The sequence below is a fragment of the Microbacterium endophyticum genome (genome assembly GCF_011047135.1).
GTDB lineage: Bacteria > Actinomycetota > Actinomycetes > Actinomycetales > Microbacteriaceae > Microbacterium > Microbacterium endophyticum.
Window position 1 is genome coordinate 2,392,495 of the sequence record NZ_CP049255.1, and the last position, 19,129, is coordinate 2,411,623.

Consider the following 19,129-nt stretch of genomic DNA (forward strand, 5'->3'; position numbering starts at 1 on the left):
GAGACCTACTGCTTTGCTGTGGGCTCTTGTTTCTGGAGCAGGTCGCGAATCTGCATGAGAAGTTCTTGTTCGGTCGGAAGTGGTTCCGACTCGGGCTCTTCGTTGACACCGGCCTTAGTCGCGGCGCGCGCTTTGATGCGGTTCATGGGGAAGACGAACGCGAAGTACACGACGACAGCGACGGCCAAGAAGTTGATGACCGCACCGACCATGCTGCCGATAGCGAAGGTGGATACACCGTCACCGATGAGGACGGGAACATCCCAGGTCCACTTATCGAGGCTACCGACCTGAAAGATCACGCCGATGAGCGGGTTGATGAACCCGGTGACAAGTGCCGTGACGATTGCAGTGAACGCTGCGCCAATGACGACCGCTACGGCCAGATCGATGACGTTGCCGCGGAGAATGAACTCCTTGAATCCCTTGATCATGTCTTTCCTCACTGCACGCTCAGCTGGCTTTAGACGTACTCGACGAGGTGCTCCCCGACGATTCTTTAGACGCCGACTTTTTTGACGACGATTCTTTCGATGATGACCCAGAAGACGATGAGCTGCTAGAAGATGAACTGCTCGAATCGCTGCTCTTCTTCTCCGCTGGACGAGAATCAGTGCGGTAGAAGCCCGATCCGTTGAACGTCACACCGATTGTGCCGTACTGCTTGCGGAGTGTGCCGCCGCACTCGGGGCATTCCGTGAGAGCTGAATCGGTGAAGGACTGCACCGCATCGAATCGGTGACCGCACTGAGTGCAGGCATAGGCATAGGTGGGCATGGCGTCTTTCGGATTAGAGCGATTGCGTCGCGAAGGTGAGAGTCTGTGTCGGGGTCACGATGCCGGTGACCGGCTGGTCGTGCACGTCTGCGGGAACTGACTCGATGTACTCGGAGTCGTAGATGACGGCGTAGACCGGAGGGCAGCGCTCCATCGAACCGAGCGTCTTGTCGAAGTAGCCGCGTCCCCATCCGAGCCTCATACCGGTGTGGTCGATGGCGGCCGCCGGAATGATGAGGAGATCAACGTCATTGACGGCGATGGGGCCGAGAACTTCACCGACTGGTTCAGGGAGACCGAAAAGACCCTCGGCGATGTCGCCGTCGGCCGTGGCGACGGCCCAGTCGAGAAGGCCATCCGCGCGGGTGATCGGTAGCAGCACGCGGATGCCGCGATCCAGCGCAGCGTTTAAGAAGTTGCGGGTATCCGGCTCGGTCGAAGTGGAAAGAAAGCACGAGATAGAAGTGGCGCCCGTGCTCTCGAGGAGGGCATCGAGCTGGGCGTGCACACCGACTCCGGCAGCGTCTCGCGCGGCATCCGAAAGAATCTGTCGCCGTTCGCGGAGGTCGGCGCGGAGCGCTCGCTTCTCGTTGTCAATGTCGTCGGGCATGAATTGAGTCTACGAGGCTCGGGTTTGTTCGCGGGTCGAGTGGATTATCTCACCGTGTGTCATCGTGACGTCATAGAAACCTTCTCCCGTTAGGATCTGGGTATGTCTCACAAGCCCTTTAAGGCCGTTATTCCTGCGGCGGGACTCGGCACCCGCTTTCTACCTGCGACCAAGGCGATGCCAAAAGAGATGCTGCCGGTCGTAGACAAGCCAGCTATTCAGTACGTCGTCGAAGAAGCTGCCGCTGCCGGAATCGAAGATGTCCTCATCATCACGGGGCGTAACAAGCACAACATCGCGAACCACTTCGACTCGGTTCCTGAGCTTGAAGAGAAACTCCGCGAAAAGGGCGACCTCGATCGCCTCGCGCGCGTACACAAGTCGAGCGAACTCGCCGACATCCACATGGTGCGTCAGGGGGAGCCGAAGGGCCTGGGTCACGCAGTGTCGCGTGCACGTCGCCACGTCGGAGACCACCCATTCGCCGTACTGCTCGGTGACGACCTCATCGATGCGCGTGATCCACTCCTCACGAAGATGCTGTCGGAGTACGACAAGCGTTCGGCGACTGTCATTGCGCTGATGGAGGTTGAACCGTCGCAGATTCACATGTACGGTGCGGCCGCTGTTGAGCCGACCGACGACCCAGACGTCGTCAAGGTGACGGGTCTCGTAGAGAAGCCCGCGACTGAGGATGCCCCCTCAAACCTTGCGATCATCGGTCGCTACGTGCTCGACCCTTCGGTCTTCGATGTGCTCGAGCACACAGAGCCCGGCAAGGGCGGCGAAATCCAGCTGACTGATGCGCTGCAGGAGATGGCAAGCGACGAAACCGGTGGCGGCGTCTATGGCGTTATCTTCCGCGGCCGTCGCTACGACACCGGCGATAGAGTGGACTACATTAAGGCCATCGTTCAGCTCGCTGCCGATCGCGACGACCTCGGACCCGACCTGCGTCCGTGGTTCAAAGAATTCGCGGCCACACTCTGAGTCACCGTTTGAAAGGGTGCCGGCATGGATTTGACGGTGCCACGTGCGCACGGACCCATTTCGATACGCCTCGTGCGTCCGAAAGACGCGCGAACGCTGCAAAATGAGCTGATCTCCAATCGAGGTTGGCTGCGCAAGTGGGAAGCAACCAGCCCCGATAGCGCCGTGTCATTCGACATGCGCGCCGGGGTCAAGCGCCTGCTGCAGCAATATCGGGATGGCGCCGGCATTCCCTTCGTCATGGAGTACAACGGTGAAATCGCCGGTCAACTTAACGTGTGGGGGATCGCGCGCGGATCCCTCTCATCGGCAACGATCGGCTATTGGGTCAGCGAACGGTTCGCCGGGCACGGCGTGACGCCGACCTCGGTCGCTATCGCCACCGACATCTGCTTCTTCGAGCTCGGCCTGCATCGCATGGAGATTTGCATCAGGCCCGAAAATGTTGCGAGCCTCCGAGTCGTCGAAAAGCTCGGTTTTCGGTACGAGGGATTGCGTCGCAGCTACATTCACATCAACGGCGACTGGCGCGATCACTACTCGTTCGCTCTCGTTCGAGAGGATGTGCCGGGTGGCGTGCTGCGTCGCTGGGCCGGCGGCAATGCACCTCAGGATGCCGCGCGCATTCCGCCAGCAGACCTTTTGCCAGAGTAACCCCAGGCGACACGCGCAGTTCTAGCGTGCATTGAACGGTGTCGTCGCATACCGTTTACGACATGGGTGGGCAAGTACTAGGTGGCGGGGTGATCATCGCCGTCGCTGTCGCGCTCTGGCTGGTCTACCTTTTGCCGTCGCTGCACAGCTCGCACCAGTTCAATGCTGCCGAACGAAATGCTGTGCGGCTCAACCAGGCGCTTCGGATTCTCGCTGAAACCAGTGAGACGCCGCAAGAAGTGCGCATGGAGCTGAACGCCCGCACCGCGATGGCTCAGCAAAAACTTGCACGCCGCGCCCAGGCTGAGCGTGAGAACGCTGAGCTCGATACGGCGAAAGCTGAACTCGAGACCGCTCGACTCGAACGTGAGCGCGCACGAGCACTTCCTGCGGCTCGCCGCGCACGCGCGCGACGTCGAGCACGAACCACTGCGACCGCGATGGCGCTGCTGGCATTCGTCGTCGGTGGCGTCGGGACGTGGCAGCTTGTGAGCGTTGGCACCTCAACCCTTCTCTGGGCCGCGGGGGCTGTTCTGCTCGGCTCAGTCGTCGTACTTCAGCGGATGGCTGCAGTCTCGCGTCGCGCACACACCGTCGTTGCGGCACCCGCTGCTGTTCGAACCCAGCCTGTCGTGCAAGACGTTCCTCTCGTGCGTCAGCACCGAGACACGCAGTGGCAGCCGCGCACACTTCCGCGTCCGTTGAGCTCGTCAGTGGGGTCAGCAGCAGCTGTCGTTCGTGATGCAGCGGATGCTCGTGAGGCCCTCCGTGCTGCCGCGATCGAAGAAGCGAAGCGGCAGCAAGCGGCGAAGGTTGCCCCGCGCTCTATTGATACTGCACGCGTGGTTGAGCCTGCGGCATCCGGTTCGGCGTACTCGCGCATGGGGTACGTCGACGACGCCGAGATCGAAGCGCACGTCCGCGATCTGCTGGAGCGACGCGTCGCGGGATAGCCCGCCTGATGCGTGTCGCGCCGGACCGGCGTGATAATGTTTTTGAGGTTCAAGGGCCTGTGGCGCAGTTGGTAGCGCGCCTCGTTCGCATCGAGGAGGTCAGGGGTTCAAATCCCCTCAGGTCCACCATTTTTTGATACGTCTATGCCTCTATTAGGCGTAATGTTCGAGTGAACGGGCAAGCCGGTAAGCGCGGGAGGCCCTTTTTTGCGGGCGATTGTGCGGCTGATCCCTGTTTCTTTGTTCGTATGTCTTTAGGGTCGTTGACCATGCGATTGCGTCGAAGGGACTTGAGTGACGTGCGCGACCTGTTGGAGTATCGGCGCGCTTCCGCGAGTTTTCGACAGTTTTTTTGCCGTCGCTCGTCGAACGTTTCGGCGCTTAAGGTTGGGCCTGATATTTCAGCCCAAAAACATCTTCCTCATAGGTCGTTCATAGTGATACATTTCTGAAGCTTGTTCGGGTTTCTGGTTCGCCACAGGGGCGGCCGCAGCGCAAGTGTTTGGGGATGCGCGCGCTGCTGATGCTCCGCGCGCCCTCGCGTAGTGGGGGATACGTGGAAACTAGGGCTGAGGCGAGCGCGGCTTCGAAGGCGCGCATTGCCGCACGGCGGGGCCGTTTTGTTCCGATCCTTCTGATTTCGTCCTTGATAGGTGCGAGCGTCGTGGCGGGTATCCAGTCATCGCAGACACCGCCGGTTGGGGCCGATTGCTCCCTCGCCGAGGTCGAGACATCCGATGAGGCGGGGGCGATAGCGGCTGCGTGTGATGTTGAGGTCGAAGTTCTTAGTGAGCGCACACCCTGGGTGACCGTGTTGGCTCGCCCCGATGGGCAGACGCGGATGACAGTGGACGCGGTACCTGAGCACACGAACGTGAACGGTGTGTGGGAGCCGATTGACGTTTCTGTCATTCCTGCGGCTGTGCCCGCGAATGTGACGGAGAGCGCCACGAGTGTCTCTGGGCACGGCGGCGGTGTCGGTGCGCCAGCTACGACACGCACTGACGTCTTTCCGATTGTCGAAGAGCGCACAGCTGGCGACACCGTGGCGGACGACGAGGTCACAGACGACGGTGAACATCCTGAGGATGTAGGCGGCGGGGCTATCGATATCGATACTGAGTCGATGCTCGGCGTCGCCGCTCCGGTGTTTCCACTTTGGTTCAACCCGGGCGGCGACGCAGGTGAAGGGCTTCCACTCGGCGTCGTCGAACGTGACGACGCATGGGTCAAGTTGTGGTTTCCACTCTCGCTACCCGAGCCCACTCTTGATGACAGGTTTGTGACGTACGAACTCGCCGCCGGGGCGCGCCTGATTGTCGCGGTGATGGCCGACGGATCGGGATTCCGACCCGTGGTCGAACTGGACACGCCGCAGGCCGCCGACTGGTTGGAGGACGAACTTTCATCGGCACGCGAAGAGCGCGGACTGCCCGGGTCTGGTCTGCAGATGCCGTTCGAGGTCGAAGCTTCGGACGGTGTAAGCATGCAGGGAGTAGAGGACACCGGATTCGAGTTCGTCAATGAAAGCGGGGAGATCCTCTTCTCCAGCCCGCCGTCGCTGATGTGGGACTCAAGCGCCGACATGGCTGAAGATCGCGGGGAGGTGCGCGCAGAATTTCCTCTTCCCGGCGACCGATCGCTCGTGATGCCGGTAGATGTTGTGGCAGGAGACGAGGGCAAGGGCACGGTCCTCGTGTCGCCAAATGAGGAGATGCTGTCGGATTCCGACACCGTCTGGCCAGTGAGGATCGACCCGACGCTCGGCGGACGGACACCAACAGCATGGGTCGCGGTGCGCACAGGTGGGTTTACCAGCGCGATTTACAAGTGGGCCGATACGTCGTCCCGCGTCGGCGAGTCGATGGGGCACTGCTCCATGTCGTGGACCTCAGCATGTGTAACAACCTTCACCTCCCGTCTTGTGTGGGAGTTCCGCGACAGCGGCAGCAACTCCGTCGGAAGTTGGCTCGACAAGCTTTCGGGATCCGACATCACCTCCGCGACCTTCTCCGCCGACCCAGGACAACGTGGAAACTGCACGTCAACCCGGACGGATGCTTACCAGACCGATGGGATATCCAGCTCACAGCAGAGTTGGAGCAGTATGGGTTTCCTCAAGTACGCCTCCAACATCACTGCTCCGCAAGGCGACGCATGCTCTGACTCCGGGGTGCGCCGAGAGTGGGACGTGAAGAGCGTCGTTGTTGACGGGTCTAACCAAAACTGGCCTTCGGTGACGATCGGTCTTAAAGCGAACAACGAGTCCAGCTCAAGCGGATACAAGACCTACAAAAACGACGCGCGCCTCGACATCGTTTTCAACCGGGCGCCGAATGTCCCGACGAGCGTAAAGATGACTTCGCCCGCGCAGTCGTGTGTGTCGGGTAGTAGTCGCCCTGTGCTGGCGACTACGACGCCGACTTTTTCTGCGGTTGCTTCGGACCCCGACGGCGGAAATGTCCGCGTTCGGTTTCAGGTATATATTCCGAGCCCAGAGTCAGAAGCCTGGAACAGTGGTGACCTTGCTGCGAAGGCCTCCGGGTCTACCTTCTCCGCAAAGGTCGCGTCTGGAAAACTCGTTGCCGGAAAGGTTTACCGCTATAGGGCGTACACGACCGATGGGGCGCGACGATCGTCGTGGTCGTCGGCGATCTGCGAGTTCACGGTCGATGTGACGAAACCGGCATCGCCGACGGTGACTCCCGTGCGCACCGGTGTTGCCGCGATTTACGACCGTGATGTGGAGCGCGGTGGTGTCGGCTTAGCAGGAAAGTTCACCATCAGCCGCGGCAATTCAAGTGATGTGACGCAGTTTAAGTACTCGTTCAACAACACCTCGCTAACCTCAACAGCCACGCCGAACAGCTCGGGTACTGCGCAGATTGCGTTCACACCCACTACGGCCGGACCTGTGACGATGCGGGTGTCGAGCCGAGACAAGGCCGGAAACGAATCACCACCGACCACCTACGTGTTTGACGTAGCCGGGGCGAAAGAAGATGCGATCTGGATGCTCGACGAAGGCGAGGGTGACGTCGCCGCCGACACGAGCGGCACCACTCCCGCCCGTGACCTCGAAGTATCCGGTGCCGGCTGGCTCGCGGGCCCGCATGATTTGTTCGGGTCGCGGCCAGGGGATGGCTCGTTGAGCTTCGACGGAACAGACGACGTTGCCAGTACGGGCCCGGTAGTGGACACCAGTGAATCGTTTGTTGTCTCGGCATTCGTCTGGCTGAATGCCGAGGCGACTAGCCCGTACGACTTCACCGCCGTTTCGCAGGACGGGATCGTCACATCCGCTTTTCAGCTGGGTTATTCCCAGTCCTGTCCGGACACGACAGCCGGCTGCTGGTCGTTCCGGATGAGAGACGCGGACGCGGGCACCGCCCCTCTCACGTTCGTGAAATCGACGGTTCCTGGTGTTCGAGACGAGTGGGTCCATCTGGTCGCCGAACACGACGCCGCCACCAAGACGATGAGTATCTGGGTGTGCGAGATCGGTACCCCCGAGAACCCCGCAACAGGTAACCCGGTGCAAACTGCTGTGGCGCGAACAGCGACTCCGTGGGACTCCACTGGTGCGTTCGTCCTGGGTCGGGGGTACTCCAACTCGGCCGTATCGAGCTGGTGGCCAGGGAAGATCGACAACGTGCGCGTATTTAAAGGCGAGGTAGTCGCTGAATCGAAGATCCGTCGCATGTGCCAGGGCGCGGAAGCCACCGACTTCGATGGTGACCTCGATGCCCTCGACCCGACCATCACCGAAGGCGAGTGACCATGTCTTACCGCACAGGCGCGGAACGCCACCCTTTTATGCGTCGTCTTCTTGACTCTCGGTTCTCGCTGGCTGCTGTCGCGACCGTGATGATCGTGGTTCTCACCATCGATCCGTTCACCACGGGGAACGCCGCCAGCGGTGTCACGGGCACGGTTGACACGGTCGAAGATCGCGCGACCAACCTGGCTGAGGCGCAGGATGCTGTCGCGGAATCCGCCGCAGTCGAGGCATCGGAGATTGTGGGCGACTGGCCCGAACCCGAGCCCGAGGACAGCACGCAGCCGGAGGCTCAGGCAACGCTCCCATATGCAGCGCAACAAACCGTGACGGTGCCCTCTGTCGACACCGCAACGGTCGATCTCGGTGGGATGGACGTCAACATTGCCGCCGCAAGCAGCGGAGGCTCCCCTGAGGCAGTGAAACTTCGTGTGGAGGACTCGTCTGTCGCCGAATCGGTGGGTGTCACGGGTGTCCTCATTGACGTCGCCCAGGTGGATTCTGCCGAGCCGATCGAGGGTGCGGAGATCGACCTCACGGTGTCGTACGAGAATTTCAGTGGTCTTGTGGGTGGGGACTGGGCGTCCCGATTGCGGCTGGTCTTCGTGCCCGAGTGCGCGGAAGAAACCCCTGACATTGAGGCTTGCCAGTTCACCCCTCTCGCCTCAACGAACGACGAGGAGGCGCAGACGGTGACCGGCACGGTGCCGGTCGACTCGGAGCCCGGCGCCATGGGATTCGGGATGGGTGCACGGCAGGCTCGTTCTTCATCCGGTACCGGGTCGGTGGCGCTGATGGCAGGAGTGTCGGGTTCGGCCGGTGATTGGTCTAAGTCAGGTCTACCGGCCTCGTCCTCGTGGGGAACTTCCGGCAACACCGGTGCGTTCACGTGGTCGTATCCCTTGACCGTCCCGGTTCCTGAAGCAGGCCCAGCACCGGAACTCACTCTCTCGTACTCATCTGCTGTCTCCGATGGTCGGGTGCCGTCGGCCAACAATCAGTCGGGGTGGATCGGCGAGGGATTTGATCTGACCTCGAGCTACATCGAGCGCCAGTACGAATCGTGCACTACAGACTCCGAACGTCCTGGCGCGAATAACGCAAACCGTGAATCTGGCGACCTCTGCTGGGGCCGAGAGAATGCCACTCTCGTGTTCAAAGGCGCCTCATTGCCGCTTGTCTACGATGCGGCCGCCGATGTGTGGCACTCAAAAATTGACGACGGTACCCGGGTACAGCGCACTAACGGAGGCTGGAACGGGGTAAATGGCGGCGAATACTGGAAGGTCACTACCCCGGACGGCACTCAGTACACGTTCGGTCGGGGAAAGACATCCGAGAACGGTGCCGACCTCAAGTCCGCGTGGACAGTCCCTGTGTATGGCAACCATGCCGGCGAGCCGTGCCACGCCGCCGAGTACGCGGATTCCCAGTGCAGCCAGGTGTGGCGTTGGAACCTCGATCAGGTGGTCGACCCGTCGGGCAACACGATGTCGTATACCTACGCCACCGAGACAAACAACTATGTCGCCGACTACATGCACAACGATGACTGGGGCACTACGGGCTACATTTCCGGGGGCCACATCGTCCGCATCGACTACGGCACCCGCACTGGATCCACCGCGAGTGCACCGTACCGAGTTACTTTCACCACCCAAGCGCGCTGCCTCACCAATTTTGCCAATCCTGCTTCGCTGTGTGCGGACGGATATACCGATTCGAACAAGTCGAAATGGCCCGACACCCCGCGGGATCTGCAGTGCACAGTAACTGCAGATGACTGCATGAATGTCGTCCCTGTCTTCTTCGATACCACCAGGCTCAGCAATGTCACCGCGCAGGCATGGGACGGTTCCAGCTACCGCGATATCGACTCGTGGGCATTCGCCGGCCGATTCGTGGGGGAAAGCGACTTCGACCCGGTAGAGACATCTCGGTCGGTCGTGCTGCGCGTCGACAAAATCACCCGAACCGCGCGCGCCGGCACTGCGAGTACCAGCGATGACATCACTTTGCAGCCGGTCCGGTTCGCCTACGAATCACTTCCGAACCGTGTTGATACCGCAACCGACGGGCAGTCGGGCTTGTGGCGTCCGCGCGTTATCCAAGTTCGCACCGACGCGGGTGCTCAGATAAGCGTCAGCTACCGCACTGAATGCACCCCTGAATCTTTGCCCGCCTCCAGCGACGCCGCGCAAAGCGCCAACACCGCCCTCTGCTACCTCGTGCGCTGGCAACCCGATGGTGAACTCCAACCGGCCGACCACTGGTTTCACAAATATGTCGTCGAAAGCATGGTTGAAGACGGTGCACCCCACGTGGCCGGTTCGAGCGACCTCATCACTGGCTCGCAATCCAAAGTCACCCGGTATACCTATCTAGGTGGGGCGAAGTGGGCGAAGCCAACTGGGCCGATGGTGGACGCCTCAAAAGTCACTTATACCGATTTCCGGGGCTTTGCTCGAGTGGACACGGTCGTTGGCGAAGGTGAGGAGCAAGCCACCACCGAGCGGGCGACGTACCTGCGCGGAACTGGCGGCACCCTCACCGCGGGACCCACCGGCAATACCGTCTCCGTGGTCGACGTCGAAGAGTTCGCCGGTACGGTGTTCAGTACCGAGACCCTTAACGGGTCGAAGACGATTACCCAGTCGATCACCAAACCGGGCACTCCCGTCACGGTCGCGACCGGCACCGGGCTGACGTCGAAGCGGATACCGTCGACCACCACGTACGGGTTCACCTTCAAGGCAACTGGAGCGCTTGAACACCGCACTTCGTCGACGGTTACTAACGACAGTGCTGGGCTGCCGGTTACGGTTGAGGATCGCGGCGACCTCACCACGAGCATCGACGACGTCTGCACGAAGACCACATATCGACGCGACCAGGCGTATCTGGGTGCGCACATGCTCGCTTTCGCGTCTAAGACCGAAACATTTGGCGCGGCCTGTGCCTCCACAGCAGCCGCGAATCTTCTCACTCGTGACACCGCCACCTACGACACGCTAGGACGCGTCCTTTCCACAGCATCGGTGGATCCGGGGAACGCCTCGGCCAATGTCACCCGAGCGACTAACACCTATGACGTCTATGGGCGCGTCACATCGGTGAAAGATGCCGCGGGCAACAAGACCACCACCGACTACAGCGCGTCGGCTGGGGGACAAGTATCAAAGGTGACGACAACTTCGCCCGACCCTGACGGCACGGGGCCGCTGTCGAAGTTCGTTTCTGTCCAGACGCTGAACCCGCTTACCGGGCAACCGGTCTCGATGACCGATCAGAACGGCCTGGTTACCACAGCCACCTACGACGCGTTGGGTCGCCCCACCTCGATTCGCTATCCGCAGCACGTAGATGCGCCGCACCCCTCTCTCGAATACGAGTACACGGTATCGCCGAATGGCCTCAACGCTGTCGTGACTCGCAGCCTCGCTGCCGACGGTGAGAACCAGCATTCTTCAGTCGTTTTGTATGACGGGTTGTTGCGTCCGTTCCAGCAGCAGGTGGAGGGCGCGAACGCGACGCTCACCGACCGGGGCCGCATGGTCTCCCATATCTTCTACGATTCGATCGGCCATGTGGAGTCGCGCACTTCCGCGTGGCATGCCCAGGGTGTGCCGGCTGCGTCTCCTGTCGTGCCGCTTGCCGTGCCGCCGTCGTCGACATCGTATGAGTACGACGGTGCCGGGCGGGTGACCGCCGAGATTTTTTGGGTCGGCACTGAATCCAACCCCGAGTACGAGATGTGGCGGACTACCACCGTCTACGACGGCGCCACTACGCTCACGATTCCCGCAGATGGGGGAACGCCGACCGAGACCATCATCGACGCGCGAGGACGCACCACGCAGTTGCGCGAATACGTCCGAGACCCGCGGGCCGACGCAGACGCAGATACCGCCGCTGAGATCCGTGCACTCACGTCTCATACCACCACGTATGGGTACAACCGGGCCAATGAATTGACCACGCTCACGAACCCGACCGGGGATGTTTGGAGCTATGAGTACGACCTCGCAGGGCAACTTCTTTCCCAAACCGACCCCGACAGTGGCACGAGCAGCACGACATACACCGCTCTAGGTCAGGTCGCGACACAGACAGACGCGAACGGCGACACCCTCGCCTATAACTACGACCCGCTTGGCCGCGCGACAACTCTCCGTGACGACACCGCTACCGGCACGATCCGAGCCTCTTGGACTTTCGATGCCACGCCTCTGGCCGGTGGCGGTGGCGACACTGCGCTTGGGCAACCCAGCGCCGCCACCCGCGTCGTTGACAATCTCGAGTACACAACCACGTACGGCGAGTACGACACCGCGTACCAGCCGACCACAGTGACGACCACCCTTCCTGAAAATCCCACACTTCACACCCTGTCGGGGGAATCGTTCGACACGCTGATTTCGTACACAGAGGACGGGCAGGTCGCTCAGATCACCTACCCCGAAGTCACTGACGGCGAGAGCATCGTGCTCGGCGAAGAAACCGTCACGACGATGTTCGATGAGGCCTCTATGCCCTCTTGGATGAGCGGCGGATTCGGGTGGGGCACCTACGTTGCCGATGCGCAGTGGAATTCGGACGCCACACCTGCCGTGCAAGACCTCGGTACTACGTACGGGGCTGCTGTCGCCTACGACTGGGAAATTGGTACGCAGAGGCTTGCGAGTATTCGCCTGGATCGTGAACGCGTCAGCGGCACAGAAGTCGCCCTGGAATATGGGTACGACCACTCCGGAAACGTCACGAGCATCAGCGACTTGCCGACCGCAGCGCGCGTGTCTAATCAAGCCGATGTGCAGTGCTTTGACTATGACGGACTGCGGCGGTTGGAAACGGCGTGGACAGAAGGCGCGCCGGGCTGCGAGTCCGTGCCTCGGTCGACGTCTGATGTTGGTGGGTATTCGCCGTACTGGATCGACTATACGTATGACGTGCTCGGGAACCGTACCCAGCAGACCAGCGTTGACGGGGCCGACACGACGGTTACCGAGTACACCCATGGCGGCGGCGGCGCTGGTCCTCACCAGTTGACGGAGATGGTCGAGACCACGGGAGAACTGACCACGGTGGTCGGGTTTGACTGGGATGCCGCGGGAAACCAGACGTCTCGCACCGTGGACGGAGCATTGCAGACGCTCACGTGGGACGCCGAAGGCGAGCTCGCCTCGATCGCCGGCGCTGAGACGGACGTGGCCAACGTCTACGACGCGTCCGGTGAGCGGTTAGTCCGCGTCGACGACGGAGCAGCAACTGTCTACCTCCCGGGCGGGCAGGAAGTGACCGCGACCGACGAGAAGGTCACCGCGACCCGCTGGTACAGCTTCGCAGGCACAACTGTTGCTGTCCGCACCGGAACGGGCCTCGGGGGTGTGTCCAGTGTCGTTTCCGACGCGAACGGCACCCCCGTCGCTTATGTGCATAACACCGATTGGGCGGCAGGTGTGCAGCGGGTGCGCACGGAACCGTTCGGTGATGCGCGCGCTGGTGAGGCTGGCCAGGTCGAAGGTCGCGGATATCTTGGCGCTCCCGCCGATACGACAGGCTTGACCTTGCTCGGCGCGAGGTACTACGACTCAAGCACCGGAACGTTCATCAGTCCCGATCCACTGTTGGATCCCGGTGTGCCGGCGCAACTCAACGCCTATGTCTATTCCGGTAACAATCCGATTACCTGGTCGGATCCGTCAGGGTTGAGTTGGCTTGGCGACGCATGGAACAACGTCACCAAGTGGGTCGACAAGAACAAGTCTGTGATCGCGGGTGTCGTGGTCGGTGTGGCCGTTACTGCGGGATGTTTGGCTGTCACCGGGGGTGTCGGAAGCGTTGCGTGTGCCATCGCGGGTGGTGCTGCTGGGGCCGCGGTCAGCAATATCTGGAGGCAGAAGGAGTCGGGTAAACCCTTCAACTGGGGGAGCTTCGCCGCCGAGACCGCTATGGGCGGGGCGCTGGGGTTGCTCGGCCCAGCCGCTGGCGCTGCTGCGCGAGCTTTCGCGCCTGCAGCGTCTGCTGTGGTCCGCACAGTTTCGAACGCGATCAGTGCAGGCGCGGGCAAAGCCGGAACAGTGTTCAAACCCGCGATGTCGGCCACCGCGAGCCGTGCCGCGAACGCCTCCGCGACCCGATCTGCCACCCAAGCCACGTCTGGCGCGCAGAACAGCTCTACATCGATGGCATCCTGCGCGGTCAACAGTTTCGTGCCCGGTACCCTCGTTCTGCTCGCTGACGGCACACGTATTGCGATCGAAAACATCCGTGTCGGTGACCTAGTGCTCGCAACCGACCCGGAAACCGGAGAAACAAGCGCTGAACCGGTGAACGTCACCATCACCGGAACGGGCGAGAAAGATCTCGTGACCATCGCCGTCATGTCAGATGACGGCTCGGCAGGCGAAGTCACGGCCACCGCCGGCCACCCCTTCTGGGTCGCAGACAAGAGCGAGTGGGTCGAAGCGGGAGAACTGCAGTCCGGCCAGTGGTTGCGTACCTCTAACGGCACGTGGGTTCAGATCACTGCGATCGAACACGACCACAGGGAACAGGCGGTCTACAATCTCACCGTCGACACCACGCACACGTATTACGTAGACGCCGGTGTCACAGACATCCTCACCCACAACTGCTCGGTCGGTGCGGCGAGTACGGCGGACCATGTCTTCCCAATCGGACCCGGTTCGGAGAAGGCGTGGACGGTCCTGAATCGCGTTGATGCGAAGGGTATGCCGTTACCGGGGTACAAGGGCGGGAGGGTCTTTGTGAACAAGAAAGGTAAGCTTCCTGAGTCGCCAGGTCTCACTTATCGCGAGTGGGATGCGAATCCGTTCGTGAAGGGCGTGAACCGTGGAACTGAACGCATCGTGACGGGCAGCGACGGTTCGGCGTATTGGACGGGTGATCACTATGACAGCTTCCTGATGTTCCGGGGGTCGATGCCATGACGGTGCCCTTGACGCTGATGACGGTTGATTCTGAGCTTCGACTCTTGCTACTTGAGGGCGATGCCGAATCGATTGGTATAGCTGTGATGGCCTGGGCCGACGCCGGCTTGACTGTCCGCATCGTTCGCGGACGCAAGATGCGGAGCCGGAAAGGTGTGCTTGACGAGTTTGCCGCGGCGTTGCAGTTTCCGCTCTACTTCGGCGACAACGAGGACGCGTTTGACGAGTGCATCTCGGAGTTGGAGACACTTCCCGCGGGCGAGGGCTACGTCGTGACGATGACAGAGCCTGACCAGGTACTGGCTGATGAAGAAGCTCTGGAGCTCGAATGGCTAGTTTGTTCTCTGAGGGCAGCCGCCGCGGAATGGGCTCGACCAATTGAGCTCGGCGAGTGGTGGGATCGGCCAGCTGTCCCCTTCCATGTGATTCTCGCAGGAGGGAGCAACCATGTCGTAGAGGCGGCCCGCCGGTGGTCAAGCGCGGGGGCAGCTGTTATTCCGCTCGGAGGCCTTGATGGAGGCTGAGGGATCCCACCTGGTGTGAGGCGAAGACTGCGACGGCACACGCGACCGATGTACGCGTAGCAGAGCGACGGCGTAGTTGGGCCGCGCAATTGGATCTGTGCGAACGATGATGAGCCGTGACGAGATCATCAAGAGACTTCGATCTGAATTGGTGGATCGGGGGCTCGTCGGGCGCGGCCGCAACCTGCACGTCACGTGGGCAGAGGTCGCGTGGATGATTCATCTCGAGCTGATCCCGAGGACGTCTCGGACAGACCCTGGAACCGCCCAGGTTTCGTTGGCTGCTTGCAGTTGAGGCAGGCTCTTCGGCTTGTGAGCGCAGGCGTCCATAGTGCCTCCACGTCCGGCAATCCAATGGTTTTCGACGGGCCAGGGTGGATCGACCTCGGCGTCGCGGATCGCGCAAAACAAGGCCAACGGCGATGCCGCAGCCGATGCCATCGCCGCGCGCTATCCGGGTGCCCGAAGAGAAGTGGATTTCCAAGCGACCAGCGGGGTGCGCCGCGTCGATGTGTGGGGCTCGACGACGCGCGTCGCGATCGAGTCGAAGGTCGGACGCACCTCATTGACGGCAGCAGTTCGACAGCAGGTGCAGCGAGATGTCGAGCTGATGTCGCAACGCGTCTTCAGCTCAGTCGAATGGCACTTTGCGCGTAGCCGCGTCACGGGGTTGCAAGGACCGACAAAACCCTTGCTGGATCTCCTCCGCAGCAGCGGGATAATTGTCCGATGAGCGTTGACTGGGCCAACTACCACCCGTATCAGCCACCAGTGCGCGGGCTGCCTCACGAGCTAACAAAGCCGCAGGCCCGCGAGGCGTTCGGGGATCTCATGAGAGCTCGGTCTGATCGTCGTGCCGCTCTCGCGGGCCTCGTTGAGGCCAACAGCTTCGATCTGAAGAGTGATGATGAGTCGATTCAGCGACTGAATGACTGGTATCGAACCAATGTTGAGCCATCCCCCGACACCCCCGACAGGCTGCGCAACCTTTGGTACGCGGTAGTTAACGACATCGCTCTTTGGTTAGGGGACGTCATCATCGAGCGGGCTCCTTCCTTGAGGTGGGTAATGTACACAGAAGGGAAGCGAAACATCTCCTACCAGCGGCACGTCCTGATGGGATTCAGGAACGTGGAGAATCCAAGGTTCAACGTTGACGTTGACCTCCTTGTTGCGTCGTATGGCCATCGAGTGATTAAGGGTCTTCCAGTCGACGACGAGGAGTTCGTAGCCGTGGTTCATATGGCCGTCGCAAACGCATGAGCTTGCGACGCTAGGCGCACCGACCATGTGGGCCGTGCGGACGCGCGGGTCTTTCTCGCAGTCCGCGCATTGTGAGGCCCGGGGGCGAGGGCGACAATCATGTTCCCTACCCTGGACGACATACTTTCTCCGCCGTAGTCGTCGGCGAGATGCGAGCTCGTTGGTCGTTCGTCCCCGGAAGGTACTGCACGACTCGCGAGACGCGCCCGGTGTCGACAACGCGTGAATACTGACCCCAGGACGTCGGGGGATTCTGACCCCTTTCGACCACTCTTGGAGGGTAATCAGTTTGGAGGATTGGGCGGAGATCCGCCGGTTGCATCGGGCCGAGGGCTTGTCGATCAAGGCGATCGTGAGGCATCTCGGGATCGCACGGAATACGGTGAGGGCGGCGTTGGCGTCGGACGCGCCGCCGCGGTATCAGCGGGCGGGTAAGCAGTCGTTGGTCGACGCGGCCGAGCCCGAGGTGCGCAAGCTCCTCGCGGTGGACGCGAGAATGCCAACGACGGTGATTGCGGAGCGGAGCGGATCGGGTGGGAGCACTCGCTGACGATCCTGAAGGATCGGATCCGGCAGATCCGTCCGTGTGATTTCTCAGGACATCGTGGACGGATGAACCCCCGGTTTCGGGTGTCATCCGTTTTTTCGTTGGTAACCGTGGGTGGGGTTGAGGGTGAATTCGGCGAGCAGGAGGACGTCTCGGACAGACCCGGGAGCCGCCCAGGTTTCGTTGGCTGCTCGCAGTTGAGGCAGGCTCTTCGGCTTGTGAGGCAGGCGTCGCCCATTATCGATGTGGGGCTCGCCGTGACGGGATGAGGACGAGAGGTGGAGAACGGTGCTCGAGATTGTCGAATAAGAGCTTACAGGTCGATGGCAATCGACCCTTGAGCTCAAGGGCGACCGGCGCAGGGATAGACGTCAAACTTGTCTTCGCTTTGCGTATGGTGCCTTTGCGGAGTGCGCATTGGAGCGCTGTGAAGGGACCGGCATTATTCGCAAGGACTTCGGATAGGCCCACTAATTCGGTCTCTAGATCTTAAAGTTGCGAGACAGTGTGCGTCGAAGGGCCCTACCGGGCACAGGGTTATTCTCCGCACGACAGTGGAGGAGCAGGCCCATCGCTAGTTCCAGGACCCAACGCATACGATGAATCTGAGGTGCCGCTGCGTGGAGTGGTCTCGTGCGCGATCGAGGGAAGGTGTTAATGCCCATACGAATGGTCGAGCTGGCGCACGTCACCGCGATGCTGAACGGTCGGTGCGATAGCGCGAGCATTCATGCGCTCGCGCTATCCGACTCGCTACCGCAAGACCAGCTTGTGCCATGTGGTATTCAAGCCGCGGCCAGCACAGGGGATACGTTCCGAGTCAAGTACGGGCGAGCGCGCGACCTTGGGGCAACTGTGCTTGGGCTCGAAGAAGTCTTGGCTGCTCTTGCATCGCTCGGCCCCGCGCCGGTAGCTATGTGCCTCTTGGGAGGGGATATCGGGACCTTGCTATCGTCTTCAGCGATGAAGCGCTCGCGAATGTGATTGAAGTGCTCTACGCGGACCCAAGGACAATGAGCACTTGAGGTCAGCAAGGCAGACGAAGGCCGGGGCGTCACCTTCATGGGCGGGTGTTGTTCGCTGTTAAAGGCGTGCTCCGGACGACTTATGATTCCTCGCTTCACCGTTCGAGGTCTCGACGAAGCTCAAGTCGGGCGCGGGTTCCGTAATTGACGGAGCCGACTTTCGGGGAAGCTGAAGATCTACCACCACGGCACGAGGTCAAAAGCGAACGAGGACCAAGTAGTTGGCCTCGAGCCGGCCGCTGTGTGGCCTCGGTGGGAACTTATCGAGCGTCTTGTGAGTGGGTCCGCACCGTAACTCTTCTTGTTCTCGGCCGCGCGACACACGAGACCCTCGAACAGGTGGTGGGCCACAGCATCCTTTTCGGCCCAGCCGTGGGCGCTGCTGCGCGGGCTTTCGCGCGTGCAGCGTCTGCTGTGGTCCGCACGGTTTCGAATGCGACCCGTGCGGGCGTGGGCAAAGCTGGAATAGTGTTTAAACCCGCGATGTCAGCATGCATGAGCCGCGCCGCATCGGCAGATGAAGTCACGGCTAACACCACCCACACCCACTATGTCTACGGCGGCGCAATTGGATACATACAGACGATGACGACACGTGAAGAGATCATCAGAAGTCTCCGGGCTGAGCTTGTGAGGTATGGGTTTGCGGGACGTGGACGCAGCTTGCGGATCGTTCGACCAGAGGTCGCGTGGCTGATTCATCTCGAGCTGATCCCCAGAACATCCCAGGTCGGGGTGTGTGTAGGGATATGCCCGGCCGTGCTGGCGTGCGACGGATGGCCGACACGCGCGAATGACTGTCCGATTATTCTCTACCCGGCTAGCGGCGGGGCGGAGATGTTCGGTCACGACACGGGGGAGACCTGGCAGGCTCTGGACTCGGAGAGCACGCTGACCGAGGAGGCGCGCAACGAGGTACTCGACCGTCTGGCGGATGCAATGTGGTCTGCCTCGGAAGAGACCGCGACGCTGGATGAGCTGAAAAGGGCTAGCGCGGCGGGCAAGCTCACAGCGTTCGTTCACAAGGATGCTCGGGCGCTCCTAGGATGACAGCC

The 19,129-nt window shown here is 61.3% G+C and carries 12 protein-coding genes, 1 tRNA gene and 1 pseudogene; 11 read left to right on the forward strand and 3 right to left on the reverse strand.

All coding sequences use genetic code 11. The features are described 5' to 3' along the window. Window positions 1–5 precede the first annotated feature (5 nt). The 3 genes from mscL to G6N83_RS11180 are packed head-to-tail and all read right to left on the reverse strand — an operon-like array spanning window position 6 to window position 1,387. Window positions 6–434, reverse strand: a complete 429-nt coding sequence (gene mscL / locus G6N83_RS11170) for a large conductance mechanosensitive channel protein MscL (protein WP_165142063.1) — start codon at window positions 432–434, stop codon at window positions 6–8. Between the two features lie 19 nt (window positions 435–453). Then, window positions 454–777 carry an FmdB family zinc ribbon protein gene (locus G6N83_RS11175; RefSeq protein WP_165142065.1) on the reverse strand — a complete coding sequence of 108 codons (324 nt, stop codon included), beginning with the start codon at window positions 775–777 and terminating at the stop codon, window positions 454–456. Window positions 778–790: 13 nt separating this feature from the next. Next, window positions 791–1,387 (reverse strand): 5-formyltetrahydrofolate cyclo-ligase, encoded by a 597-nt coding sequence (locus G6N83_RS11180; protein WP_165142067.1) that lies wholly within the window; start codon window positions 1,385–1,387, stop codon window positions 791–793. A gap of 102 nt (window positions 1,388–1,489) precedes the next feature. On the opposite strand from G6N83_RS11180, the gene galU reads away from it, so the two are divergent. The 11 genes and pseudogenes from galU (at window position 1,490) to G6N83_RS11235 (ending at window position 19,124) form a co-directional block, all read left to right on the forward strand. Further along, complete coding sequence (galU, locus tag G6N83_RS11185) at window positions 1,490–2,377, forward strand: UTP--glucose-1-phosphate uridylyltransferase GalU (RefSeq protein WP_165142069.1); 888 nt, start codon at window positions 1,490–1,492, stop codon at window positions 2,375–2,377. Window positions 2,378–2,401: 24 nt separating this feature from the next. Further along, window positions 2,402–3,031 (forward strand): GNAT family N-acetyltransferase, encoded by a 630-nt coding sequence (locus G6N83_RS11190; protein ID WP_165142071.1) that lies wholly within the window; start codon window positions 2,402–2,404, stop codon window positions 3,029–3,031. A gap of 62 nt (window positions 3,032–3,093) precedes the next feature. Further along, a complete protein-coding gene (locus G6N83_RS11195; RefSeq protein ID WP_165142073.1) occupies window positions 3,094–3,984 on the forward strand; it encodes a large exoprotein in 891 nt (296 codons plus the stop codon). Window positions 3,985–4,037: 53 nt separating this feature from the next. Continuing rightward, window positions 4,038–4,113: transfer RNA gene (locus tag G6N83_RS11200), tRNA-Ala, on the forward strand. A 379-nt stretch (window positions 4,114–4,492) separates the two neighbouring features. Continuing rightward, window positions 4,493–7,762 carry a LamG domain-containing protein gene (locus tag G6N83_RS11205; RefSeq protein WP_166769995.1) on the forward strand — a complete coding sequence of 1,090 codons (3,270 nt, stop codon included), beginning with the start codon at window positions 4,493–4,495 and terminating at the stop codon, window positions 7,760–7,762. Window positions 7,763–7,764: 2 nt separating this feature from the next. Next, window positions 7,765–14,715, forward strand: a complete 6,951-nt coding sequence (locus tag G6N83_RS11210) for a polymorphic toxin-type HINT domain-containing protein (RefSeq protein WP_165142077.1) — start codon at window positions 7,765–7,767, stop codon at window positions 14,713–14,715. Next, entirely contained in the window at window positions 14,712–15,239 is a 528-nt protein-coding gene (locus G6N83_RS11215; protein WP_165142079.1) for a barstar family protein, read from the forward strand. Before G6N83_RS11210 ends, G6N83_RS11215 begins: the two co-directional genes overlap by 4 nt. A gap of 331 nt (window positions 15,240–15,570) precedes the next feature. Next, window positions 15,571–15,972, forward strand: coding sequence for a hypothetical protein (locus G6N83_RS11220; RefSeq protein ID WP_165142081.1), 402 nt, complete (start codon window positions 15,571–15,573; stop codon window positions 15,970–15,972). Further along, the gene (locus G6N83_RS11225; RefSeq protein ID WP_165142083.1) at window positions 15,969–16,502 is read left to right on the forward strand and encodes a hypothetical protein; all 534 of its coding nucleotides are present in this window, start codon (window positions 15,969–15,971) and stop codon (window positions 16,500–16,502) included. The genes G6N83_RS11220 and G6N83_RS11225 overlap by 4 nt, the downstream gene beginning before the upstream one ends. A gap of 253 nt (window positions 16,503–16,755) precedes the next feature. Continuing rightward, a pseudogene (locus G6N83_RS11230) lies at window positions 16,756–17,087 on the forward strand (helix-turn-helix domain-containing protein); the annotation flags it as partial. Window positions 17,088–18,488: 1,401 nt separating this feature from the next. Next, window positions 18,489–19,124 carry a hypothetical protein gene (locus G6N83_RS11235; protein WP_206535813.1) on the forward strand — a complete coding sequence of 212 codons (636 nt, stop codon included), beginning with the start codon at window positions 18,489–18,491 and terminating at the stop codon, window positions 19,122–19,124. Window positions 19,125–19,129: the final 5 nt, after the last annotated feature.